General features: G+C 50.7%; 27 protein-coding genes. 8 read left to right on the forward strand and 19 right to left on the reverse strand.

Going from position 1 to position 22640, the window contains the following annotated elements:
• Positions 1-96: 96 nt before the first annotated feature.
• The 7 genes from HMPREF2756_RS06600 to HMPREF2756_RS06630 all read right to left on the reverse strand — a co-directional run bounded on the left by HMPREF2756_RS06600 (position 97) and on the right by HMPREF2756_RS06630 (position 6022).
• The gene (locus HMPREF2756_RS06600; protein ID WP_070619530.1) at positions 97-819 is read right to left on the reverse strand and encodes a DUF6318 family protein; all 723 of its coding nucleotides are present in this window, start codon (positions 817-819) and stop codon (positions 97-99) included.
• Between the two features lie 230 nt (positions 820-1049).
• Positions 1050-1817 carry a DUF6318 family protein gene (locus HMPREF2756_RS06605; RefSeq protein WP_070619532.1) on the reverse strand — a complete coding sequence of 256 codons (768 nt, stop codon included), beginning with the start codon at positions 1815-1817 and terminating at the stop codon, positions 1050-1052.
• A gap of 226 nt (positions 1818-2043) precedes the next feature.
• Entirely contained in the window at positions 2044-2784 is a 741-nt protein-coding gene (locus HMPREF2756_RS06610; protein WP_070619534.1) for a DUF6318 family protein, read from the reverse strand.
• Between the two features lie 124 nt (positions 2785-2908).
• A complete protein-coding gene (locus tag HMPREF2756_RS06615; RefSeq protein ID WP_070619536.1) occupies positions 2909-3619 on the reverse strand; it encodes a DUF6318 family protein in 711 nt (236 codons plus the stop codon).
• A gap of 82 nt (positions 3620-3701) precedes the next feature.
• Positions 3702-4343 (reverse strand): DUF6318 family protein, encoded by a 642-nt coding sequence (locus HMPREF2756_RS06620; protein WP_246825868.1) that lies wholly within the window; start codon positions 4341-4343, stop codon positions 3702-3704.
• A 53-nt stretch (positions 4344-4396) separates the two neighbouring features.
• Positions 4397-5149 carry a DUF6318 family protein gene (locus tag HMPREF2756_RS06625; RefSeq protein WP_070619541.1) on the reverse strand — a complete coding sequence of 251 codons (753 nt, stop codon included), beginning with the start codon at positions 5147-5149 and terminating at the stop codon, positions 4397-4399.
• Positions 5150-5344: 195 nt separating this feature from the next.
• Positions 5345-6022, reverse strand: a complete 678-nt coding sequence (locus HMPREF2756_RS06630) for a DUF6318 family protein (protein ID WP_246825869.1) — start codon at positions 6020-6022, stop codon at positions 5345-5347.
• 334 nt (positions 6023-6356) lie between these two features.
• Here HMPREF2756_RS06630 and HMPREF2756_RS06635 point away from each other — a divergent pair, with 334 nt between their 5' ends.
• From HMPREF2756_RS06635 to HMPREF2756_RS06665, 7 genes are all read left to right on the forward strand, one after another.
• Positions 6357-7595, forward strand: a complete 1239-nt coding sequence (locus tag HMPREF2756_RS06635) for a toxic anion resistance protein (RefSeq protein ID WP_013398268.1) — start codon at positions 6357-6359, stop codon at positions 7593-7595.
• A gap of 8 nt (positions 7596-7603) precedes the next feature.
• The gene (locus tag HMPREF2756_RS06640) at positions 7604-8119 is read left to right on the forward strand and encodes a hypothetical protein (protein ID WP_070619548.1); all 516 of its coding nucleotides are present in this window, start codon (positions 7604-7606) and stop codon (positions 8117-8119) included.
• On the forward strand, positions 8120-8650 hold the full coding sequence (locus tag HMPREF2756_RS06645) for a TerD family protein (protein WP_070619551.1): 531 nt from the start codon (positions 8120-8122) through the stop codon (positions 8648-8650).
• Positions 8647-9429 carry a hypothetical protein gene (locus tag HMPREF2756_RS06650; RefSeq protein WP_246825870.1) on the forward strand — a complete coding sequence of 261 codons (783 nt, stop codon included), beginning with the start codon at positions 8647-8649 and terminating at the stop codon, positions 9427-9429. The genes HMPREF2756_RS06645 and HMPREF2756_RS06650 overlap by 4 nt, the downstream gene beginning before the upstream one ends.
• 13 nt (positions 9430-9442) lie before the next feature.
• Positions 9443-10021, forward strand: coding sequence for a TerD family protein (locus HMPREF2756_RS06655; RefSeq protein ID WP_070535753.1), 579 nt, complete (start codon positions 9443-9445; stop codon positions 10019-10021).
• A gap of 43 nt (positions 10022-10064) precedes the next feature.
• Positions 10065-11162, forward strand: coding sequence for a DUF475 domain-containing protein (locus HMPREF2756_RS06660; RefSeq protein WP_070535756.1), 1098 nt, complete (start codon positions 10065-10067; stop codon positions 11160-11162).
• 131 nt (positions 11163-11293) lie between these two features.
• On the forward strand, positions 11294-11875 hold the full coding sequence (locus tag HMPREF2756_RS06665; protein WP_070619555.1) for a TerD family protein: 582 nt from the start codon (positions 11294-11296) through the stop codon (positions 11873-11875).
• Positions 11876-12076: 201 nt separating this feature from the next.
• Here the strand turns inward: HMPREF2756_RS06665 and HMPREF2756_RS06670 are convergent, their stop codons facing one another.
• From HMPREF2756_RS06670 to HMPREF2756_RS06680, 3 genes are all read right to left on the reverse strand, one after another.
• The gene (locus HMPREF2756_RS06670; RefSeq protein WP_070619558.1) at positions 12077-12793 is read right to left on the reverse strand and encodes a DUF6318 family protein; all 717 of its coding nucleotides are present in this window, start codon (positions 12791-12793) and stop codon (positions 12077-12079) included.
• A gap of 303 nt (positions 12794-13096) precedes the next feature.
• Positions 13097-13774, reverse strand: a complete 678-nt coding sequence (locus tag HMPREF2756_RS06675) for a DUF6318 family protein (RefSeq protein WP_070619561.1) — start codon at positions 13772-13774, stop codon at positions 13097-13099.
• Positions 13775-13870: 96 nt separating this feature from the next.
• A complete protein-coding gene (locus tag HMPREF2756_RS06680; RefSeq protein ID WP_246825871.1) occupies positions 13871-14635 on the reverse strand; it encodes a DUF6318 family protein in 765 nt (254 codons plus the stop codon).
• A gap of 384 nt (positions 14636-15019) precedes the next feature.
• Here HMPREF2756_RS06680 and adhP point away from each other — a divergent pair, with 384 nt between their 5' ends.
• Positions 15020-16048: an alcohol dehydrogenase AdhP gene (adhP, locus tag HMPREF2756_RS06685; protein WP_070619568.1), complete on the forward strand. Its 1029-nt coding sequence runs from the start codon at positions 15020-15022 to the stop codon at positions 16046-16048.
• A 166-nt stretch (positions 16049-16214) separates the two neighbouring features.
• Here the strand turns inward: adhP and HMPREF2756_RS06690 are convergent, their stop codons facing one another.
• The 9 genes from HMPREF2756_RS06690 to HMPREF2756_RS06735 form a co-directional block, all read right to left on the reverse strand.
• Positions 16215-16919: a DUF6318 family protein gene (locus HMPREF2756_RS06690; protein WP_070619571.1), complete on the reverse strand. Its 705-nt coding sequence runs from the start codon at positions 16917-16919 to the stop codon at positions 16215-16217.
• 134 nt (positions 16920-17053) lie between these two features.
• Positions 17054-17443 (reverse strand): hypothetical protein, encoded by a 390-nt coding sequence (locus tag HMPREF2756_RS11495; protein ID WP_246825872.1) that lies wholly within the window; start codon positions 17441-17443, stop codon positions 17054-17056.
• A gap of 421 nt (positions 17444-17864) precedes the next feature.
• Positions 17865-18119, reverse strand: a complete 255-nt coding sequence (locus HMPREF2756_RS06700; RefSeq protein ID WP_070619576.1) for a hypothetical protein — start codon at positions 18117-18119, stop codon at positions 17865-17867.
• A gap of 174 nt (positions 18120-18293) precedes the next feature.
• Positions 18294-18977: a hypothetical protein gene (locus HMPREF2756_RS06705; RefSeq protein ID WP_070619580.1), complete on the reverse strand. Its 684-nt coding sequence runs from the start codon at positions 18975-18977 to the stop codon at positions 18294-18296.
• A 128-nt stretch (positions 18978-19105) separates the two neighbouring features.
• Positions 19106-19723, reverse strand: a complete 618-nt coding sequence (locus HMPREF2756_RS06710) for a hypothetical protein (RefSeq protein ID WP_246825873.1) — start codon at positions 19721-19723, stop codon at positions 19106-19108.
• A gap of 35 nt (positions 19724-19758) precedes the next feature.
• Positions 19759-19914: a hypothetical protein gene (locus HMPREF2756_RS11500; RefSeq protein ID WP_246825874.1), complete on the reverse strand. Its 156-nt coding sequence runs from the start codon at positions 19912-19914 to the stop codon at positions 19759-19761.
• A 739-nt stretch (positions 19915-20653) separates the two neighbouring features.
• Positions 20654-21259 (reverse strand): hypothetical protein, encoded by a 606-nt coding sequence (locus tag HMPREF2756_RS06725; RefSeq protein WP_070619592.1) that lies wholly within the window; start codon positions 21257-21259, stop codon positions 20654-20656.
• Between the two features lie 261 nt (positions 21260-21520).
• A complete protein-coding gene (locus HMPREF2756_RS06730) occupies positions 21521-21700 on the reverse strand; it encodes a hypothetical protein (protein ID WP_070619594.1) in 180 nt (59 codons plus the stop codon).
• Between the two features lie 103 nt (positions 21701-21803).
• Complete coding sequence (locus tag HMPREF2756_RS06735; RefSeq protein WP_070619597.1) at positions 21804-22331, reverse strand: hypothetical protein; 528 nt, start codon at positions 22329-22331, stop codon at positions 21804-21806.
• Between the last annotated feature and the right edge of the window lie 309 nt (positions 22332-22640).

A 22640-nucleotide genomic window follows, 5' to 3' on the forward strand; every position in this document is an offset into this window, starting at 1 on the left:
AACCGGCGCCGATCACACCAAGAGCGGAACGGCGAGAAATAACGTACTGATCAGACATAATATTTCCTTTCTGCTCAGACCTTCTGCTTTATGATGTTAGAGTCCGAATCCGCCCAGACCGGAACCAGTGGATGCGCCACCGCTGGCGCTGGGGCTTGCGGAGCTGCTCATTCCAAGGTCAATTTCCCATTTACCATCTTTATAGGTGCCTTTAAAGGTTTGCGATCCTTCCTGACGCCGCGATTTCTCGGGGATATCTGTCACCTGCCCATTTTGAACCATAAAGCTGCCCATATTTATTGATACCTTTCCTTCCCAGGTATAGTTGTCGCCTTCAACCTTGGGCTGCGGAGTATCAAGAGAAAGCTTGAGAGTAAAGTCCTCAAACCAGGACTTATCCGGCATTCCAGAAGACTTCATCTGCTCTTCAATCTTTGGGGCTTGTTCTTTGTTTTTAAAATTGCTCTCCTTAACAGCACTGCCGTCTGCCGTCATATAGAGATACTGCAGACTAGCAATGAGAAAGGCAATATTCTGGTAGAAGCCCTCCACCGATTTATCATTCAGGTTATCGGGTTTAATAGGTTTCGGAACGTTTTTTGCGGGATGCTCACGGGTTGCGGGCTCATAGTTCCCGGCAGAAGTATCAAACTTCTCGAACTTGACCTCGCCGCTGTAGTCGTCACGCTTCGACGAATCAGAACCGCCGCCGCCATTAGAATTACTGGTTGAGCATGCGGCAAGAGCAGCCGCCGCAGAACCGGCGCCGATCACACCAAGAGCGGAACGGCGGGTCAGATAATGTGCTGGGATATTCATAGTATTCCTTTCGGCGCCTTGCTTATGCCAGGATAATAATGAAGGTATCCGTGTTTAGGGCAGAGAGCTTAAGCGCTCCTTGTGGTTGGGTTACCTCTAACTATCCTGCCATGTGTCATGATTTATGCTTGGGATTGCCGCAGGTATTTCTGCATATTCCCAGGTTGAGGCCGTTCAGCTGAATATTTGCTGTGTACGCGCATTCGTAATTGTGAACACCCTCAGCGCCTTTATTTCTTTGCCTCCGGTGTAGGCACCGGCGTGGGGGTTAGGTCTTCTACACGCATCCTAAAATGTGAGAAAAGATCAGTTCTTTCGGGTGCTCCCACGATCTTTTCAGGAACGCTCACCTTACACCACCAGCGGTCGTCACGATGCACCGCGGTGAAGGTGGTCTGGGCAACTTCGTACCGTTTCGCGAGAGAAAGGTCCACGGTCTCTTTCTCGCCCACCTGAAAGGTTCCGTAATCAAGGGTGGTCTTTCCTTCCCAGGTGTAGGTATCGCCCTTGATAGTCGGTTCGGAGGTTTTGAGGGTTACTGTGACCGCGGGGTTATCGAACCAGACGCGCCCTTCACGCATTAAAGAGAACGCTTTTTCGTCTTTTTCGCCACGCATGACACTATGTCCCGGCTCTGCGGCGGCACTCTCATCATAAAGTCGGGTATTGCCGGTAGCGTTCATATATTGGAGGGCGGCGGAAATATAGGCGATCGTATTGTAAAGCCCCTGCACAGATTTATCGTTCATATGCTCGGGTCTGATGGGCACAGGCACGTTCTGAGCCGGGTGATCACGAGTTGCAGGTTTAAAGGCTCCCGCAGATTCATCATATGTATCGAATTTGACCTCACCCGCAAAGTCGGTGCGGGTTTCGTCAGAGTTTGTGGCAGATCCTTGGTTTCTTGATAAGCAGGAGGCAATAAATCCCGCTGAGCCTATGCCCAACAGCGCGAGTGCGGAGCGGCGGGGAAAACGACGGGAGGTGTGGGAGGGCATCGAAATGGTGTCCTTTCAGCGCCTTTTACCCGTGCATCAAGGCGCAAACTGTGGTTGGGTATATTCCCATTGTGTACATGATGTAGAAATTCATGCGAGGTTTAAGTGTTCCCTGAGCAAAGATTCAGCTAAGAGCGCGGAAAACCCGCAAGAACACCGTGTTTCCTGCGGGTTTTCTTTAAGTAGGAACCTACACTCGGTTCTCCTAGACGATTGCGCGGTATTGCTACTGTGCCCCGCCGTTGCCGGATGCGCCTTCCTGCGGAGCCTGCTGCTGGTCCTGGGCACCTCCAGATTGCCCTGCAGCGCTCGGATCCTGCAGCAACCAGGTGCCGCCTTTATAGGTTCCCATAAAGATGGCAGGTGATTCTTCCTCTTTTTTGTCTTCGGGAATATCTATCACTTGTCCGTTAACCATGATGAAGGAACCATTGCTAGCTTTGATCTTTCCGTTCCATGTGTAGGTATCGCCGTCAATCTTAGGCTGCGGAGAATCCAAGATTGCCACCATCATAAGATCTTCAGCCCAGGTTTTTTGAGATTTCCTCTGCTCAACCACTTGCCGAAAATTATCAGGAGATATCTTATTCCCTTGGTTATCTGCCGCAACCTGCAACAAAGGTTCCGGGTCATTGGCACCTGTGAAATATTCCAGCGAAGCTATCATGTACCCGATAGCCGCATAGAAACCAGCAACGGATTTCTCACCCATCTGCTCTGGTTTGAGGGGCTTGGGGAAGTTCTTCGGGGGCTGTTCCTTGGTGCCGGGCTCGTACTTACCTGCAGAGGTGTCGTAGTTGTCGAATTTCACCTCGCCGCTGTAGTCCTTTTGGTCTTGACCACCGGATGCGGAGGAGCCTGACCCGCCAGCATTATTTGCCCCGGAACAGGCAGCAAGAGCCACCGCCGCAGAACCGGCGCCAAGGAGCCCAAGCGCGGAACGGCGAGAGATATTCAATGAAGACATGCTAGTCCTTTCGGAACCCAAGCCCTGACACTCGGGTGGTATCGATCATCGGAGGTACAGCATATGCATATACCCGCTATCCATCACGATAACGAGAAATGAATACTCTCACCGTAAAATTTCGCTAGATGCCAAACAGCGAACCGGAGCTGCTGGAGCTTGACGGGCTAGCGCTACTAGACGAGGTCGAATCCTGATTTGGGTTCGTAATCATCCATTTGCCGTCCTTATAAATTCCCTTGAACGTAACGTCTTGGCTCTGTTCCTGGTTCAGTTCCCGGCCCATGCCCCCACGACCGCTCATACCGCCGACTTTCACAGTAAGGCTTCCATCCCAGGTGTAGGTGTCGCCGTCCACCTTCGGCTGCGGGGTCTTGAGGCTGCCGGTAATTTTTATGTCATAAAACCACACGACTCCCCCGGCACCCATCTGCTTGAGCTGCTCAAACTGTGCTGCAGGAATCTTCTGCCCGGTGTTGTCTGCAATAACCTCCATCATGGGTTCGGGGTCAAAAGACTCGAAGAAGTACTGCATGGATGCAAAAAGGTAGCCAATAGACGAGTAAAAACCTGCCGCCGACTTATCGTTAGCGTTATCCGGCTTCTTCGGCTTCGGCACATTTTCGGCGGGGCGATCCTTGGTCGCGGGCTTGTACTCTCCCGCAGAAGTGTCAAAGTTATCGAACTTGATCTCGCCGCTAAAGTCGGTGCGCTCGCTTTGGGAGCTGACTCCGCTAACGTTTCCAGAGCACGCAGCAAGCGCCACGGTCGCAGAGGCAGCACCCGCCAGACCAAACGCGGTGCGACGTGAGAGACGATATGCATGTGTGTTCATGATATGTGTTTCCTTTCAGCGCCCAGGCTCATGCTGAAACCTGGGCACATATGCAGATGCAACTAGCAGGTCTTAAATAAATTTAGAAACCGAAAAGTGACCCGGAGCTCGATGAGCTTCCGGATGTTGAAGTGGTCTCTGGGTCTGTCATACGCCACTGACCGTCCTTATAGGTTCCCTTGATAGTTATATCGCTTGTTTGATCTTTACCCGCCTGCTGTGCAGCATCAACACTGCTCCCGATCCCATCATATTTAATGGTGCCTTTTGCATCCCATGTGTACGTATCACCATCGACTTTAGGCTGAGGAGTCTTCAAGGAGATCACGACTTTAGGATTAACGACCCATGCGAGATTGGACGATTTCATCTGTTTAAACTGGTCATAACTTCCTTGTGAATCCCCCAGAACTTCAATTATTGGTTCGGGCTCAAGGTCCTCCAACAGGTACTGCATTGCAGCCGCAAGGTAGCCGATCGCCGCATAGAATCCTGCCGCCGATTTTTCATTCATCTGAGAAGGTTTAACTGGCTTAGGCACATTTTGGGCAGGTTTGTCTTTGGTTGCCGGTTCATAATTCCCGGAGCGTTCGAAGCTGTCAAACTTCACTTCTCCGCTGTAATCCTTTCCATCGCCATTAGAGCACGCAGCAAGCGCCACGGTCGCAGAGGCTGCACCCGCCAGACTAAACGCGGTGCGACGTGAGACATGTAGAGCGGACATTCTTTTTCCTTTCATGGTGCGGACTTCTTAGCCCGAATATCTGTGTGGTGTTTCTAGAGTGAAAATTCTTGAGACGATCCAGATCCTGACGAACCCGAGGAGCTGCCGTAGATAACCCACCAGCGCCCTTCCGTATAGGTTCCACGGTAGAGGGTATCTGATGTCTCTGTCTCAGACTCTCGGCTTACTCCACTCGGCCCGTAAAAGGTACCCAGCGAAAACGATATTGTTCCTTCCCAGGTGGCACTCGTACCGTTCATCGTCGGTTCCGGGCTCTTGAGAATCGCCTTAAATTTGGGGCCGCCAAACCATGATTTACTGTTCGTGGTTTGTTGTTTCAGCTGGTTAAATTTAGATTCCAGGACATCTTTGTATTCTGGTGGAAACGCATCCGCCACAAGGCTAAAGTCCAGTGTTTCCATGGCGTACTGCATTGCTGCCGTCGTATAGCCAATCGCCGCATAAAATCCTGCCGCCGACTTATCGTTTATATCTGAGGGTTTCGTCGGTTTAGGCACGTTCTTTGACGGATGCTCTTTCGTGGCAGGCTCATAGGCGCCCGCCGAGGTATCGAAACTCGTGAAGCGAACCTCGCCTGCATAATTGCTGGAGCTAGATGAAGAACTTGAACTGGAACTAGATGGAGAGCTGGAACTAGAGCTGGATGCAGTTGCCCCCGCACTCTGCTGCTCGGATGCGATTCCTCTTACTTTCGGGGCGCAGGCGCTCAGCATCATCGCCGAACCCACCGCACCGGCTGCCGCAAGAGCGGTTCGGCGCGAAAAATCATAGGATCTTTCTGACATATTTCATTCCTTTCGGCGTCTTAATCGTCAACGATTAAAACCCCTGTGATGTGGCTGGGTACCTTACTATTGTGCCGTTAAGCCGTGCGAACATGCGTTATATGACGTCATCATAAGCTGTTATATTTTTCTCATCGTCCCTGCGCGCACCCAAGAACCAGCGCCGAGCGCATCCCTTCCAAGCACGGTACAACGCTATGGTGTAGCTGTAGAGCTCTGTGAGGCTACGGTCTTTGACCGAGTTTCAATGCTCCAGCGCCCGTTGGTATATGTTCCTTTAAAAACCATGTCTTCGGTATTACTTTTTTGCCGTTCCGTTAGGTCGTTTACCTGCCCACGATCGACGCGGTAATTCCCGAACTCCATAGAGAACTTCCCTTCCCACGTGTATGTATCACCTTCCATCGCGGGCTGCGCGGTATTCAGGGAGATAGTGACGCGCGGGTTCTCATACCAGTTTTGCCCTTCCCTCATGCGTGCCAGTATTTGCTCATTTGAGGAATTATGAACATAGTGTTTCTCGTCCTCGGTGAGCGCACTGTCATCGTAGGGACCGGTGTCACCGGTGGCGAACATATACTGCATAGCGGCGGCGATATAGGCTAGGCTCGCGTAAAATCCGGCAACGGACTTTTCATCTGCATTCTCAGGCTTGATAGGTTTGGGGACGTTCTTGGGAGGGGTGTCTCGTGTGGCGGCTTCAAAACTACCGGCAGAATTATCGTACTTATCGAGTTTGACTTCTCCGGCATAGTCACTGCGTTCATTCGAGCATGAAGCAACCGTAAAAAGCACCGCACCAGCACCCGCAGCACCCAGCGCGGAACGACGTGTTAGCACATATTCCACCGTGAATCCCCTTTCGCGCGGCATCAAAATGCGAGAAGTCCCTTCATTATCCACCTTAAGTAGAGGTTTATAGCAGATTTCAACGGTATGCGCTCTGTGAGATTTCGCTCGATTCTGCCAGAGGATAAAGCGGGAGCGGTGCTTCGCAGACCGATCTTGACCTCCACGTATTTTTATAGATAACCCATAAAACAACGAGGTTTTTACGTTCCGCAACGAAGAAACTGGAGAAGTTATCCACAGGCATACCGGTACTTTTTTATGCAACTTTTATTGCTTTCTAACGAAAGGACGTTCTTCTGCACACTGCGCTGAGTACCATAGAAGAGTATGTTCCGACATGACGAGAGGATATCTCATGGCTGAAATCCCTACTTCCGAACCCCAAGTTGGTGCCCCGCCGGTCGTAACTCAAGCACCGCCTAAACTTAACCAAGCGGGAGCTATCGACCTTGTAAAACGGGAAACGCGTGCCCCTGAGGTTGCAACTATCAGTCATGAAGCAGACGAACTGGCTATCACTCTCAACAACACCGATCTGAAGTCGCCTTCACTTCTCGATACCCTCGAAAATACGATTTCAAGCTACGGTTCCGATACCTTCAACGGCATCGACATGGTTACCCAGCGCCTGCTCAATATGCAGGAGCTTGAGCTTGCGCCGGACTCCCCACAAACCAAAGCATCTCAAAACCTGGCGGAACTGCGTGCACAAATCAACTCGCTGGATTACAGCGCGATTGACGGTACCCCCGGTAAACGCGGCATCGCAAAACGCCTGATAGGGCGCGGCAAAAGCAAAATCGAGAAATTCTTCTACCAGTACGCCAGCGTCAACAGAAATATTGAAGGCATCAGCAAAAAACTGAAAAAATCCACCGATGCGCTCGTCATGCAGCAGGCGGAACTCGTGAAACTGCGCGAGAAACTTCAGGAAGGCATGACGGATTTGAACGAGAAGATCGCAGTTCTTCAACAGTTCTCCGATATGGTGCGTGCCGCCGCTGAAGAAACTCGTCTTGAAGGAGATGAAGAAACCGCACGCATCTACACCGAGAAGGTTCTGTATGTGACCGAACAGCGCATCAGCGATCTGCTCACTAAACTTGAAATTGCCGGGCAGGCGTACCTGACAAGCGATGTTGTCTCCAGCAACGGCAAAGAGCTCATTCGCGGTATCCGCCGCGCCGAAGACACCACCTTATGGGCATACAAAATGACCGCCTATATCGCCCGTTCCTTAGGCATGCAGGAAGCGGTTCTGCAGCAGCTTGGCGCCCTGAAGCAAACCACCGAGAACGCTATTATGCGCAATGCCGACATGCTGTCTTCGCAAGCTACGCGCATCCAGCAGATGGCGTCCCAACCCGCAATCGACCCGCAGGTTTTGGCGCAGGCACATGGAAAAGTACTTCAAGCACTCGACGAAGTTTCCGCATTCCGTCAGGGGGCGGTAGAAGCATTCGCCCAGTCGAACCAGATGCTGCGCGAACTGACGGCAGAATCTCTTGAGCGCGTTACACGAAGGAATAATGCCCCCGAATCCCCTGCACACGCCAGCGGAACTCCCACAAACCGCGCGCTCACCCAGAATTAGAGGCACACGTGGGCGTTATCAAACGGTTTTTCGGTGTGCCGGACGATTCCCCGTCCCGCTCCCAACAAGAAAGCGTCACGGATGCCCCGGCGCAGGAGTATGCCTCGGCTCATTCTTCTGCCCCGGAGCCCACGCACCTGCGCCAGTCCCAGCATGTGTTGGATGATGCCTCGCATTATTTGGCGGATTTTGCCGTGTCTGTACCCCCGCGCGCACTCGTACCCGCCTTCGAGATGGTCGAAACCTACCGCAAAATAACGGCAGAAACGGGCAGTGATACCCGCGCAACCCTGCCCTCAACGACGGAATACACACTCCAGACGGCGCTAACCACCTATGTACCGAATCTGTTGACTGCCTACACCCGCACGCACAACCCCACCCCGGAGCAAACCTCCGAGCTGGTGCAGGCTCTTACTGATGCAAATCAGGAATTCGTCACAGCGCTTAACCTTGTGCGGGCAGATAACAGCCTTGAACTTGAAACGCACACCCTGTTCATGCGCAAGAGAATGGCGGTATAAATGGAACTGAGCATTGGTCAGAACGTCAATCTTACCCAGGAAACACCCGATCTTGACCACGTGCTGGTAGGACTGCGGTGGCGCACCGACGAACCGCTTCTACGTGAATCTCTGGAGGCAGGGGTACTTCTCACCTCGAACAGCAAACTTGTTTCGCGGCAAGACTTTGTATTTGCTCACCAGGTCTTAGACCGTGCGGGCAGTGTTCGCCGCCGCGAACTCATGGGCGACGACCAGGTGCAGTTCGATCTGCACCTTCCCACTGTGCCCCAAGACGTAGATTCCCTGGAAGTTGTGCTCTTCACAAACGGGGAAAGTACCGTGCGGCTCAACCGTGCCAGCGGGATTCGAGCACGCATGATAAACCCCACCACCGGAAAAACAATGTTCCGTGCCCCACTCGTGCAGGTAGGTCGCAGCGCAGCGGTACGGCTGATGCAGGTGTACCGGCACCGCGGTGAATGGAAAGTGCGAGCTGTGTGCGATGAATGGCATAGTGTATCCGCCATGCTTCAAGGGTTCGGGTTATGAGTCGCTACAGTTTTATCACTGCCTACATAGCGGACCCTGAGCCGCAGGCGCATCCTCAAGCATCCCCCTCTGCTGCTGCAGCAGCAAACCGGGGGCCGCAGTCTGCAGATATTCCCCCTGACCAGCAAGGGCACCAGAGGGCGCAGCATACTCAGCGGAGTATAAGCCGCCAGGCGAACCGAGCGCCGAGCGCATCCGGGACAGCGCAGCCGATGCAGCACCGGCAGATTAAGCCCCCAAATATGAGCAAATCTCGCGGGACGGCAACCTACACCCCGGAATCGGCTGAATCTTGGCAGCATTCTCAACCTGCAGACACGGCAAAAACCATAACTCCCCCATCCGAACACCTGCGTGAACCGCACTGGTGGGGTCACATCCCCAATATCGTCGACGCTCACCCGAGCGAACGTCTCTTTATGCTCGATGCGGTACAAGCCGCCGTAGGAGAACTGCGTATTACTGGAACCGATATGACTGCATTCCTGCTGAACTGGGATGGTGAGAGTGCTATGCTGTCGGGTTCATCCGCTCCCCCAACTGATGCTGCCTCTCGGATGACCCAAATATCGCTCAACGCAGCAGGCACAGTTTTGACAATTCCCCCTAAATCTTTGACGCTACTGCGATCTTTAAAACTGATCGGCAGGAATCTTCAGCTCACCAATCCCGATATACGCATAACCCGGGATTTAGGGGAGGGTACGCTAATATTAAGTGAGGATGGTTACGTTACCTGTGCCATCGCCCTTCTCAGCGGATATCAACACCATAAATAGAAAGGAAAATATAGTGGCTGCTATTAAGCTCACCAAAGGAAACCCCATCAATCTCACCAAAGAGGCACCGGGCCTGAAAAACCTCACCATCGGACTGGGTTGGGACCTATCCCTCGCGGGTGAAGCCTATGACCTTGACGCATCCGTCATGATCACCGACGAAAATGACAGGATCCTTTTTGACGATGCATCCCTCATCTTCTTTAACAATCCCACCAGCCTTGATGGCGCGGTCGTCCACACCGGTGACAACCGCACTGGCGATGCTGAAGGTGACGATGAGACCATTATCGTGAACCTCGATAAAGTAGACCCAAAGGTACAGCGCCTTCACATCCTCGCCTCCATCTACGAAGGCGAAAAAACCGGTAAGAATTTCGGTGTAGTGCGTAACGCTTATGTACGTCTGATAAACGACGACACGAATGAAGAAATCGCTCGTTACGACCTTTCCGAAGACTGCTCGGCAGCGCCCGCTGTACTCTTCGCAATGGTGTACCGCCACAACGGCGAATGGCGTTTCAAAGCCGTAGAAGATCCATTCACCGGTGGTCTGCCGCATCTGCTGACCTCCTACGGTTTCACCGTTTAACAACCTGCCTTATCTCTAACGCGAAGGAGAGCCTTCTGCCCTCATGGCTTTATTAAAATTCTTCAAATACGACCTCTTGATTACCCTTGCGGCACTTATAGGTGCCGCCTTTTATGGTGGTATTGTCGGCATGGTATCCGCCGCGATCCTGATTGTCCTTGAGATCGTTTTCTCATTCGACAACGCGGGTGTGAACGCAAAATACCTAGACAAAATGTCGCATGCATGGCGCAATATCTTCTTGACAGTCGGTGTGCTAGTCGCTGTTTTTGGTATGCGTCTTATCTTCCCCTTCCTGATCGTCTGCCTGGCAGGCAACGTAGGTCCGGTTGAAGCTTGGAACCTTGCAATGGAACGCGGCGACCCGCATACGCCCGGAACCTACGGGTACATTTTGGAATCCGCGCACCACACCATCGCTTCCTTCGGCGGCATGTTCCTGCTCATGCTCTTCCTTTCCTTCCTCTTCGAGGCTGGTAAGGATGTCCACTGGCTATCCGTGATCGAGAAACCGCTCGCCAAAGCCGGGCACTTTGATTCCATGCCTGTATTGGTTTCCGGGGTTATCTTAGTGACGGCTTCTCAGCTTTTCGGTGCCGAGCATCATGAGCAGTACACCATTCTGCTCTCGGGGCTTCTGGGCATGCTCACCTTCTTGGCGACCAACGGCCTGGCAACCTTTATGGAAGACCGAAACGAATCTCAAGAAGAATCCCTGGCGAATGTTGCCGTACTTACTGGTAAAGCAGCATTCTCCATGTTTATCTTCCTAGAAGTTCTTGATGCCTCCTTCAGCTTCGATGGCGTTCTCGGCGCATTCGCGGTAACCTCAGACCCCATTATTATCGCTATCGGCCTGGGCGTGGGCGCGCTCTTCGTGCGGTCGATGACCATTTACCTGGTCGAAAAGGGAACCCTTCAAGAGCTGCGCTACCTGGATCACGGCGCGCACTGGGCTATCGGCGTTCTCGCGCTCATGCTTCTGGCAACCCTCAAGTGGGATATTCCCGACTACGTGATCGGCCTTTCCGGCATCGTCTTTATCGCCGGGTCGATTATCTCCTCCCGCAAGGCAAACCATGCGGAGGCAGCACTAGCGGAAAAGACTGCAGAACCTGACGCTCCGGTGCAGAGCACATAACCGCAGGATCAAGGGCACATAGCCCTCAAGCAACACGGTGGGCGACGATGCGGACGCAGCGTGCGCCGCGCATCCGCCCACCGTATTTTTATGACTACATGACTACATAACTAACGAAGGGTACAGGCACTGTGGCTATTAACCTGTCAAAAGGCCAGAAACTAGATCTCTCGAAAGACAGCTCGCTCACCCAGGTTCGTTTGGGCTTAGGCTGGGATCCCATTAAAACCAAGGGGCTCTTTGGGCGTATCAAAGAGAAAGCGGTCGATCTGGATGCTTCCGTGATCGGCTATGATGCAGCAGGTAACCTGCTTGAGGTCGTTTTCTACGGGTCGTTACGCTCGGTCAATGGTTCTATTATTCACCACGGAGATAACCTGACGGGTGCAGGCGAAGGCGACGACGAGGTTATCGATATTAACCTCCCGGGCGTGGATGCGCGCGTTGCTTTCTTGGCACTGGTGATTACCTCATATTCCGGGGATCAGTTCAGCAACATTGACAACGCTTTTGTGCGCGTTGAAAACGTTGCTACCCGCCAGGAGATGGCACGTTTTTCGATGACGGAAAAGGGCTCGCATACGGGGCTCATGGTAGCCCTGCTGGCACGCGTAGGTCGCGGCTGGGAGCTTCGGGCTATTGGAGACCCGCTGCTCGGCGCGGCACGCACCCCGCGCGATGTTATCGACCCTGTAAAAAGGTACCTTGTCTAAAAATTTGGCGTGCTGTGCACGTATTCAATAGCGGCACGTTAAGGTGTACATAGCGGCAGTTTTATTCCTCTTTATGGCGGTAAGAGCTGTCTTTGGAATGTTTCTGTGCGCATAAAAGCTGGTCCCGCATGCATCAATACGATGCGTGCGGGACCAGCTATATGCTCTGAAAAGCACAATTATCCATTCAATTACTGGCACCTAGAATGATTTGATCTGCCAGGCACCATCAGAATACTTACCCTGAAAATACACCGAAGTTTCTGTCTTACGTTGTTTTTCATCGGTGTAGTCCTCGCTAGTTCCATCAGGGAAGGCACGAAACTCTCCTAAATCGATGACCATCATACCGCCCCAATTGTAGCCGCCACCGCTTGCTTTTGAGGGACGGGGAGAGCGCATGGCAAACGTTACTTGAGGGTTACCAAACCAAATCTCACCATCTTTGATCCTATCGAAAGAGGATTGATCATTTTTTAAGAAACCATCCTTTTCGCTTTGTGCCAATGCAGACTTATTAATCATTTCGTCGCTTCCCGTCTCAAAAAGGTACTTCAATGCACCTGCCATAAAGACTAGATTAGCGTAAAAGCCATCTGCTGAGTTCTCTTTAGCTTTATCATCTAAAACAGGTTTAGGGATATTCTTTGCTGGATGTTCACGCGTTGCGGGTTCATACGCGCCAGCCGACGTATCGTACTTATCGTTTTTGATAGTAGTACCGTAGTCTTTTATGCTCTCCGAGGGTGATGCCGATGCAGAGGATGAGGACGATGAGCTTGACGATGAAGAGCTTGAAGAGCCGCTAGCGGCGGCATCGACGGGTTTTACGGAGGCGGCGCATCCGGCAAAAGCAATGACAGAGCCAGCGCCAACGATGCCTAGTGCGGCACGGCGGGTTACATCATGAGGTGACATGGTGTTCCTTTCGGGGCTTCCGTAACGCCGCAGGGCAGGCGACTGCGGGAAGCACGGGTGGCGAGCGCATGAACTCGCCATGGGTGTTTCTCTCTACTCTAGTGTATCGGGACTGCGGGAGCCCGTATATCTGCCGTTCTAGGGTCTTAAAATACGGTAGTTTTTTCGCGCAATGCGCCGCGCCGGGGCATTTCAGTGCTGCACATCAGCGCTCTCGCTTTTCTTGCGAATACAAAAAAGCCCCGCAAGATTGTAGAAATCTTGCGGGGCTTTAAACCATCAAGTCAATAGTGTCGTATTCGACTAGGCGGTGCTAACGATATTCCACTTATTATCGGCGTAGGTGCCTCTAATGTTAGCGTTCTCTGTGGTGACTCGCTCGTTAGCGGGCAGGTCAACGGAACCTTCAGGAGATGCTACAAATTCGCCTAGATCCATCTTCATCTGAACAGACCATTTATAACGGTCACCAGCGATTTCAGGCTGAGAAGTTCCCAAAGTGCAAATTACTTTAGGATTACCGAACCACCTCTCCCCACTTTTAATAATGGGTAGAAGTTTTTGCATGTCAGAATTCTTCGAAAATGCCTGAATTTCAGCCTCTCCAAAAGATCCATTACGGAAGGGAGTATCATCACCCGTAGCAATAAGATACTGCATGCATGCAGCGTAGTAACCGATATGCGCGTAGAAAGCCTCGACGGACTTTTCGTTAGCGTTCTCCGGCAGCTTCGGAACGGGAACATTCTTCGCAGGCTCGGTGCGGGTTGCGGGCACATACTCCCCTGCCGACGTATCGAAGCTATCGAACTTGACCTCGCCTTTGTAGTCCTTGGCGGGTTCCGACTTACTGGAGCTTGACGAGCCGCCGCTGGAGTTCGAGTTTGAGTTCGACGAAGAACATGCTGCGAGCGCGGCCGCTGTGCCAGCACCCAGCACACCCAGCGCTGCGTTACGGCGAGTCACGATCAACGATGACATAATATTCTTTTTTCCTTTCATATGTGCCTTATTCAAAGCGAATAAGGCATAAATCTAGTGAGGCTAAGAAACCCCAGCCGCTAAAACAACAATGTTTTAGATGGAGAATCCGCCGCTTCCAGCAGCACCCCCGCTGCTGCGAATAGTCCACGAGCTGCCCGAATAGAGAGCCTCGAAGGTAATATCCGTATCAACGTGTTGTTTACTGGACTCCACATCTTTACTCATGGAGTTCACGACGACGTAGGAACCCATATTCATCTTCATCGTGCCGTCCCAGGAGTAGAAGCTGCCGCTGCTACTCGGGGTGGAGGTGTTCAGTGAGAACACAACGGTCGGGTTGTCCAGCCAGGCATTGCCTTCTTTGATCATTTTGAGCATCTCTGAAGCATTAGTGTTACTGGACAGACTCGACTTTTCGGATGACACCAGAGCGCATTTCTCGAAGGGCTCCATATCGCCGGTCTGGAAGAGGTACTGCATAGAAGCCGCGATATAGGCGATGTTTTCGTAAAGCCCGTCTATGGTTTTCTCGTTGGCTTTATCAGAGAGCAGGGGTTTGGGAACGTTCTTCGGCTTCTCAGTACGGGTTGCGGGCTGGTGCTCGCCAGCGGATGTGTCGTACTTTTCGAGTTTTACATCGCCGGTGTTTTTCGAGTTGCCGGGCAGAGTAGATGCACTCGATGATGAGCTGGAGGATGAAGCGCTTGACGACGATGAGCTCGCGGAGGACGAGCTCCCCTGCCCGAGGTCCGCGGGTTTGACGGCGGGGGCGCATCCGACAACGACGGTGGCAGATCCTGCGCCCAGCACACCCAAGGCGGCGCGGCGGGAGACATGGTGGGGTAAACGGGTTGGCATGTTTGCCCTTTCATCGGTGCTCTCAAGGGATGCGGTTACGAGCGAGGTTCCGGGCCTCAGCACATCTTTTTGCCCAAAACTGCGCAGTCAAGGGCGGAAGATAAGCCTCAACTTCCCAGTTTGTTGCTCCATACCAGAGACATTACGTCGATTGTATCTTAGAGCTTTGTTGAACCCCGGACTCCTGGACACGTCTTCATCATTTCGTTATCTATTTGCTCTCTATGTGGACTTCCTAGAGAGGCGCTGCGGCACGGCATAAAATCGCTCATGAGTACCATTCCGTATTAGCGGTTGAATATATCACCGGACTGTAGAAAAATCTCTATACGAGCTTTACGATTAAACGAACATTGATAGTGAGCTAGTACACGGGAGGTTCCCATGAAAGCTGTAGTTGTCCCTGACGTTGTTGATGGCTCGATAAATGTCACTGATGTTCCCGTGCCCGAGGTGGGGCACGGTCAGGCGCTCGTGAAGCTAGAGTACTCCGGCGTCTGCCACACCGACCTGCACGTTGCGGCGGGTGATTTCGGTAAGGTTCCGGGGCGCGTCCTGGGGCATGAGGGTATTGGTATTGTCACCGAAGTTGGTGAAGGCGTTGAATCGCTCAAGCCCGGTGACCGTGTCTCTATTGCATGGTTCTTCCAGGGATGCGGGCACTGCGAATACTGCACCTCCGGCAGGGAGACCCTATGCCGTACCGTCAAGAATGCGGGCTACACCGTGGACGGTGCCATGAGTGAGTATGCCCTTGTCACGGCAGACTATGCCGTAAAGGTTCCCGAAGGCCTGGATGCGGCGCAGGCAAGCTCGATTACCTGCGCGGGCGTAACCACCTATAAGGCGATTAAGGAATCGCAGATACGCCCCGGTCAGTGGCTGGTCGCCTACGGCGCTGGCGGGCTGGGCAACCTGGCGGTGCAGTACGCCAAGAAGGTTTTCGGTGCCAAGGTTATTGCCGTCGATATTAACGATGACAAGCTGCAACTTGCCGCCGAAACCGGTGCCGACGTCACGATTAACGGTCGTGAGGTTGAGGATGTACCGGCAAAGATTCGTGAAGTAACTGATGGTGGCGCTCAAGCCGCCGTGGTAACTGCGGTATCGAAGGTCGCTTTTAACCAGGCGGTTGAGAGCGTACGTGCCGGGGGTAGCGTGGTGGCTGTGGGTCTTCCCCCCGAGAAGATGGAGCTGTCCATCGCGAAGGTCGTTCTTGACGGTATTCGCGTGCTCGGCTCGTTGGTTGGCACCCGCCAGGATCTTGCCGAAGCGTTCCAGTTCGGCGCAGACGGGCTGGTGGTTCCCGTAGTGCAGCTGCGCAAGGTTGATGAGGCCCCGCAGATCTTCGAGGAGATGAACGCAGGCAAGATCAACGGGCGTATGGTGCTCGATTTCGCAAGCCTGTGGTAAGGCAAGAAGGCTTCTTACACGGGTGCGTTAGGTACTGAATCTTTGCGGTAGCGCGGGTTGCCGCCCGTTTCTACACATAGGGTTCTGAACCCCTAATGCAAAAAGCGGTGTCCCCTGGAACATATAGAAATTCCGGGGGACACCGCTCTATATGTGGAGCTAGTGATTAGCTGTCCTGGGTATCGTGGGATGCGGAGCTGTCGGAACCGCTGGTGTCATTACTACCCGTGATACTCCACTTGTTATTGGAGTAGGTTCCCTTGAAAGTCACTTTCCGAGCCGGAGACTCTGCAGGAGCATCCTGCGCTTTCCCATCAACGACAACGAAACTTCCGGGAGTCATTTTGATTGTTGATGCCCAGGTGTAGGTGCCGTTTTCTTGCTTGGGCTGCGCATCCACAAGGGTTATCACGACCTTGGGGTCTTCCACCCAATTCTTTCCTTCTTCAATTTGCTTCAAAAAGTCAGCCGTAATGAATTCTTCTTTATCTTCATCGCTCAAGCCGCTTTCCTTGATCAAAGATGCATCACCGGTCTGCAGTGCGTACTGCAAAGCCGCGCCGATGAATGCGATCGAAGAGTACAGACCCGCGACGGAGTTTTCGTTCATATTCTCAGGCTTGATGGGCTTGGGAACATTCTTAGCGGGAGTCTCACGAGTTGCGGGCTCGTAGGTGCCAGCTGAGGTATCGAACTTGTCGATTTTAGCCTCGCCGCTATAGTCGCTGCGGGTGCTCGTCGAGGAAGCCGATGCGCCGGATTCCCCACCGTTGCCGTTCGAGTTAGAGGAGGAGCACGCCGCCAAGAACGCGGCAGAACCAAGACCCAAGACGCCTAGAGCACCGCGGCGGGATACAGAAGTAGTCAGCATGTTGTTATCTTTCAGTCGGTGATTATTGCCCATTTATTATAGAGTGCATACACCGGAAGAACCCATTTAGGGCAAACTATGTTCCACGGGTGCGGGCGCGGGGAGATTGCAGGCTTTGCTGATGCGCCTGGGGATTACGCGGTATGAGGTGCTGAGGCTTGTAAGTTGCGCACGAATCGGATCTCTCGTAACGCCTCAAACGACTCCCGACCCTCTAAAAACCCAGACTCCGACAACTGCTGCACCGAAGAGGCCCACTCCCCCGTACGCACCTTATACAAAATATGACCAAAAATCACCGTGCCATCGAACTGCCCCGGATCAAAACTCAGCCGCTTACGCTTGCCCTGATCCCGAAAAATAATACGAATCCACCCGTTGCGGTTGTTATCTAGATACGTGAGCCTATCAATCGAGGTATACGGTGCGGTATAGGTGCGTCCGAGGGAGTTACGCCAAGTGACCGAGTGCTCATCAAACCGGATATAGAGCACATAGTAATTAATAATGACTACCAGCCCCATAGGGGCACCTAATATAAATATAAAAATATGCATGCCAAGGTCGAACCCAAACATAATATCTATAAAAAGAGGAAAGGGTATTAGGATAAAAAGTAATATTCCCCATCCGAGGTAGAGGACAAAGCGTGGGCGGTGTTGCCTCACCCCGACGGAGACATGTGAACCTTTACGTTGGATGCCGGGCATAGCTCCGACGAGTAGGCCGCCAAGCAGACTACCTAAAATACCGTTTTCCATCTCATAGCCCTCTTTCTAACCCGCCATATCTGCTGATACGTCTTTTCAAAACTGTACCTTTTCCTTATATGCTCATCACGTAATCTCAGAGAGCCTTGTTAACCTCACCAGGACATAAATAGAGCAAGAGGGGTGTGCTCGTGCAGAATATACGAACACACCCCTAGCCAATATTAGAAGCTAGTTATGATTCTTCATGATGCTCTGCATCAGAGGTTTCTTGGCTCTGAGGTTCTTGCTCTTCCGGGCGATTCCGGCCCGTATCCCAACCGGTATAGAACACCCCGATGCTGATCAGCATACTCACAAACATCAACGCGCCCCAGCCTATCCCTGGCCCCATAAAGGTGCAGAATATGGTGCAAAGGAGAAATAATACCGTGAGTAGTGCCCCTCCGACCATGAGGCTGTATTTATAGATTCTGGTCTCAAGGTCCATCAGAGATACCTTTTAGGGGTGGAAGGTGCACAATATTTATATGTATCAGTATAGTTTCTGCGTGTAACTAGCAGGTTTTCAGAAGAACAGTACTCTCACTTGGGTAAACGTAGGTTTCCATAGGTACTGAATGAAATCTGTGGGCACTCACCTCTGGACGGTGTTCCTGGATGCTCAGGAAAACATAGCTTTGGGATGGTTGATGAGCCATGGTGCATAAATGGTGTCGTCCATGGTGTATATAATCTCTCGCAGGTCTTCCCGCGCGTTCATCACGGCCCACCTTCCATGAGTCTGACGGAAGATTATCTGGCTCATCAGATATGAAAAATCTTGACTGCCGATAGATAGTGTCACGTTATTATTTTTGTGATATAAGGTTATTTTCTCTTTGGGTTCTTGAACGTAAGTGTATCCCAGTATTTCATCGTATTGTAAGTGGGTGCTCTTAAACGGTTTATTTCTGTAGGTGAACCCTTGCAGTCTGAAATGCGTATAGGACCAGCCTCCAACTCGCATTCCTACAATACCGCATGCTATAAGGATGGGATACATGATTAATCCTGCTATATCTGTAGAGTCCAGGGTTTTATCTTCAAAATATAAGTAGATTGTAAATATAAATATTGCGAGAGAAAACAAGGATAAACCTGCTCCCACTATGAATAAAATTAAGGAAGGTCGTCGTTTCTTGGGTATGATGGATTTTGCAAATTTTTCAATATTATCATCAGGAATATTTTCGATACTCTTTGCAATGGCAGAGCGTTTACGCTTTTTACTGCTTGGGCTGGATATGATATCGCCAATAAGGTCGGGTATCGCCGATAGTATATCTGTAAAGTCAATGAGACTCACTAAAACTCCCTGATTAGGATTTGAAATACAACTGTGACCGCACATAATCACGACCAACCCCAGAGGCAAGGACCCCGCTTTCTTTGAGCTCTTCCCAAGCAAAACGGGGTCAGTAGGCGCTAACTCAGTTAGTCTAGTTTGAGTTTTTTCTCATACGCCAACCGCTCAATACGCCCAAACATCTTCTCATACGACCCAAAACCAGCCACCAACTCCTCAACCCGCTCAGGAGTCAGATCCCGCGGCCACTCCTTATGCTCCACCCGAAACAAAACCATCGCAAATAAGATAGATGCATCAAACTGCCACGGATCAAAACTCAGCCGTACCCTCTTGATGTTGCGGCTGCGTACCCGTAGGTACCCGTTCTTCCCATTACTTTGCAGCAGGATTTCGCTGATGTTCTCATATGGCATATACCGGATCTTCCACCGCCAGTTCCGCCAGTAGACTCCCGAGACGGTTTGCTGGATATAAAACGCATGACAATGATTCACAAACGGAATCACCAGGGGTCCGCCAAGAACAAACATGATAATAAAGCAAGCGCCTAAATCACCAAACATGACACCACAAAATATAGGGGTAAGGACTAGCGTTACTACCAACAGAGCATAGCCAGCGATATAGGCTATCCGAGGTCGGTGCTGTTTGACCCCGAGCACGGGCTGACCCATCGTACGTTTCAGCGAGGGAACATTCCGAACGAAAAGACCCGCTAACAACCCAATCAACGCAGGAGGCACCACAACCTACCTTCCCTCAAATCCCTGCTCCCTTTTTATAAAGGGCGATCCGCCTTCTCAAACCTTGTCACAGACGTAGACCCAGAGTTAAAAACCTGAAAATCCAGCAGTGTCACCTTATAATACCCGCCGACCTCCAAAGATCCCGCATACTCGTCCATAGACTTCTTCGGATCAGGAGAATCCGACATATGTAAATTCCCGCACTCTTTTGTCTTAAAATCTGCTACACGCTTATAATCCGTATTCCCCGAGACCAGACCACCCCGATCGTGCACATCAACATGCTCGAGGGTGCAGTACTTGTAAGTCCCCGCACTATCATCACGCGAAAGAAAATATAAAAACGCATAAAAGCTTACAGCAACGACAACAATGATGCATGTTAGCAGTGTTTCTTTAATATTCTTATATCTCATGAATATCTAAGACCCGTTGACATAGATCCTCACAATACTATTTTCAGTACCAGGAAAAAGAACAATCCTGGGAAGCCCAAATTTGTAGCTCTTCCCTTCCTTTAGTAGATTATGATAATAGTTTGCGTCTTTCTCACCAATATCGGTCCATACCATCTGAGGGCAGTTCGATGAGTCTATATACAGGCTATACGTGGTTTCTGGAGAGTTGGTTGATACCGAATCATGTCTTTTGACCTCGGTTTTGGTAACAGTGCATTCCTTAATGATTGGATTATTCTTATTGTGAGCCGAAACCCCAAAATATATACCAAAAAATAATAAAAATCCCAACGGCACAAGCACAATAATATATTTCTGTCGGAACCATGAAAGATTTGACTTTAGTTTTATCATTGTGTAATCACCTTCTTAATTTTTTTATTCTATTATAAATATTACCATATGTATTTATATATGCCACGGGTATAATCTATCTCCTTTCCCACTGCCTTTTTGCACATAGATTTTTTTAGAATTTGAAATATAACTGTGACCGCACATAATCACAAGCAACCCCAGGCGCAAGAAATCCGCTTTCTTCGAGTTCTTCCCATGACATAGGCCATCGTCCACACTTTGACCTGTACATAATATGTCCGTACAGAACATCACTATCAAACTGAGCATGGGAAAACTTAAAAACTAGATACCGAAACAGCACACGATGCTCGTAGCTTTTGAAGCGTACCCATCCTCCTTTATTAGTATCTGCAAAACTAAAATATTTGATACTGTCATACCGAATAAAACGCTTCTTGCCCCTCCAATTTCTCCAAATTATACGATCTTTCTGGTAGCATATAAAGAAAATATAATAATTAATAAGAGCAATAGCAGGTATTATGACCACAAAAAGGCTAATAACATGATTTGCAATATCAAACTTTGTGGTGATATCAAAATACAACGGCAGGATGACAAGGGATAAAGCTATACCCGCCCACCCGAATACACCAAGAAGAGTGGGCCTGCCCTGTATTCTATTTAGAGACAGGGTTCCTGTTTGATTATTCACACCAGGCATCGCCTGGGTAACTGCCCCAGCTGCTGCACCGATAAGAATCTTATCAAGCATGAGATTTTACCTATCTTTCTATCCTGATATAACCCATATCAATGTAAAACCCTACTTAAAAGTATCTACCAAACGGGAGCTATCACAGAGATGTACTTCTGACGGAACCTATCAGGGCTGATTTTACCTTCCTACAAAAACCCACACCGAATCTCACCGTACATGACATATGCGGGCGCTCCGAGACAAGACCGGAGTGCCCGCACAATTAATATCTGCCACCTCGCCCCAAACAAAACGGGGTCATAGGCGCCAACCCAGTTAATCTAATTCGAGTTTTCTCTCATACGCCAACCGATTAACGTGCTCAAACATCTTCTCATACGACCCAAAACCAACCACCAACTCCTCAACCCGCTGCGCATTCAGGTTTTGCGGCCATTCCTTATGCTCCACCCGAGACAAAACCATCGCAAACAGGATAGAAGCATCAGAACCCACAGAACCCTACCCATTCTCACGAGGGATTTCGAGGGGTTTAACCCAAGCATGATCCTGTAAAAACCGTACCCCCGGCCTACCAGAGAGGATTAGCTGGAATCGTTCATCCTCCCACACCTTGCACCCAAACCCCAGTCTCCACACGATACTGCAACTGAGCATAAAGAATGGTCGCATCAAACTGATTCGTATCAAACCCCAACTTGATGTGCTTGGGCAGCTGGGTACTTCTGATCTTCACCCACCCGTTCTTCCTCGTCTGTTCATAGGAGACTTTGTAGATGCTGTGGTAGTCGAAGTAGCGGACTTTCCGTCGCCAGTTACGCCAGCGTATCCCGGTTTTTGTGAAACAGTGGTAATAGTTATGACAATGAGCCACAAAAATAAAACCAGGTATACCAAAACCAATAAGACTAAGAATATGAGCCTCTACATAAAAACGACCATATTTTATGTCGTAATATATGGGGAAAGCTATAAAGGCGATGAAGAGTATCCCGTAGCTGATGATATAGGCAATCGGTGGGCGATGCTGTTCCACATTTAGGGTTTCTAGTCCTTGTTTGCGTTTGGCCCCGGGCATGATGTTCACCAAAAACCCACCGAGCAGACCATAAAACGCAGAACCCATAACCCAATACCCTTCTTTACCGTAGCTTTTAAATCTTCTAGCAAAATAAGTTACCAAAAACATACGCCCTGGGGTGTGCTCGTGTAGAATACACGAACACACCCCTCCTCTCTAAAAGATAAAAACCTCGTTTCTTTTAGGGAAGCTCCGCTTTTTCTAACCGAGTCACCGATGTCAGCCCCAGAGAACCAAGCTGCACATTCTTCAAGTACACCTTGTAATACCCTCCCGGTTCAATGGAGTCCATATAATCATCCATTGATTGATCCTTATTCGGGGAATCTTGTTTATGGGTGCTCACTACTGGTT

The sequence above is a fragment of the Rothia sp. HMSC067H10 genome (genome assembly GCF_001810635.1).
GTDB classification, from domain to species: domain Bacteria; phylum Actinomycetota; class Actinomycetes; order Actinomycetales; family Micrococcaceae; genus Rothia; species Rothia dentocariosa.

What these genes read in the sequence shown, in the direction of transcription:
- HMPREF2756_RS06600 (WP_070619530.1), bottom strand. Translation starts at nt 819, where the DNA reads ATGAATATCCCAGCACATTATCTGACCCGCCGTTCCGCTCTTGGTGTG.
- HMPREF2756_RS06605 (WP_070619532.1), bottom strand. Translation starts at nt 1,817, where the DNA reads ATGCCCTCCCACACCTCCCGTCGTTTTCCCCGCCGCTCCGCACTCGCG.
- HMPREF2756_RS06610 (WP_070619534.1), bottom strand. Translation starts at nt 2,784, where the DNA reads ATGTCTTCATTGAATATCTCTCGCCGTTCCGCGCTTGGGCTCCTTGGC.
- HMPREF2756_RS06615 (WP_070619536.1), bottom strand. Translation starts at nt 3,619, where the DNA reads ATGAACACACATGCATATCGTCTCTCACGTCGCACCGCGTTTGGTCTG.
- HMPREF2756_RS06620 (WP_246825868.1), bottom strand. Translation starts at nt 4,343, where the DNA reads ATGTCCGCTCTACATGTCTCACGTCGCACCGCGTTTAGTCTGGCGGGT.
- HMPREF2756_RS06625 (WP_070619541.1), bottom strand. Translation starts at nt 5,149, where the DNA reads ATGTCAGAAAGATCCTATGATTTTTCGCGCCGAACCGCTCTTGCGGCA.
- HMPREF2756_RS06630 (WP_246825869.1), bottom strand. Translation starts at nt 6,022, where the DNA reads ATGCCGCGCGAAAGGGGATTCACGGTGGAATATGTGCTAACACGTCGT.
- HMPREF2756_RS06635 (WP_013398268.1), top strand. Translation starts at nt 6,357, where the DNA reads ATGGCTGAAATCCCTACTTCCGAACCCCAAGTTGGTGCCCCGCCGGTC.
- HMPREF2756_RS06645 (WP_070619551.1), top strand. Translation starts at nt 8,120, where the DNA reads ATGGAACTGAGCATTGGTCAGAACGTCAATCTTACCCAGGAAACACCC.
- HMPREF2756_RS06650 (WP_246825870.1), top strand. Translation starts at nt 8,647, where the DNA reads ATGAGTCGCTACAGTTTTATCACTGCCTACATAGCGGACCCTGAGCCG.
- HMPREF2756_RS06660 (WP_070535756.1), top strand. Translation starts at nt 10,065, where the DNA reads ATGGCTTTATTAAAATTCTTCAAATACGACCTCTTGATTACCCTTGCG.
- HMPREF2756_RS06670 (WP_070619558.1), bottom strand. Translation starts at nt 12,793, where the DNA reads ATGTCACCTCATGATGTAACCCGCCGTGCCGCACTAGGCATCGTTGGC.
- HMPREF2756_RS06675 (WP_070619561.1), bottom strand. Translation starts at nt 13,774, where the DNA reads ATGTCATCGTTGATCGTGACTCGCCGTAACGCAGCGCTGGGTGTGCTG.
- HMPREF2756_RS06680 (WP_246825871.1), bottom strand. Translation starts at nt 14,635, where the DNA reads ATGCCAACCCGTTTACCCCACCATGTCTCCCGCCGCGCCGCCTTGGGT.
- adhP (WP_070619568.1), top strand. Translation starts at nt 15,020, where the DNA reads ATGAAAGCTGTAGTTGTCCCTGACGTTGTTGATGGCTCGATAAATGTC.
- HMPREF2756_RS06690 (WP_070619571.1), bottom strand. Translation starts at nt 16,919, where the DNA reads ATGCTGACTACTTCTGTATCCCGCCGCGGTGCTCTAGGCGTCTTGGGT.
- HMPREF2756_RS11495 (WP_246825872.1), bottom strand. Translation starts at nt 17,443, where the DNA reads ATGGGGCTGGTAGTCATTATTAATTACTATGTGCTCTATATCCGGTTT.
- HMPREF2756_RS06700 (WP_070619576.1), bottom strand. Translation starts at nt 18,119, where the DNA reads ATGGACCTTGAGACCAGAATCTATAAATACAGCCTCATGGTCGGAGGG.
- HMPREF2756_RS11500 (WP_246825874.1), bottom strand. Translation starts at nt 19,914, where the DNA reads ATGTCGGATTCTCCTGATCCGAAGAAGTCTATGGACGAGTATGCGGGA.
- HMPREF2756_RS06725 (WP_070619592.1), bottom strand. Translation starts at nt 21,259, where the DNA reads ATGCTTGATAAGATTCTTATCGGTGCAGCAGCTGGGGCAGTTACCCAG.
- HMPREF2756_RS06735 (WP_070619597.1), bottom strand. Translation starts at nt 22,331, where the DNA reads ATGGGTTCTGCGTTTTATGGTCTGCTCGGTGGGTTTTTGGTGAACATC.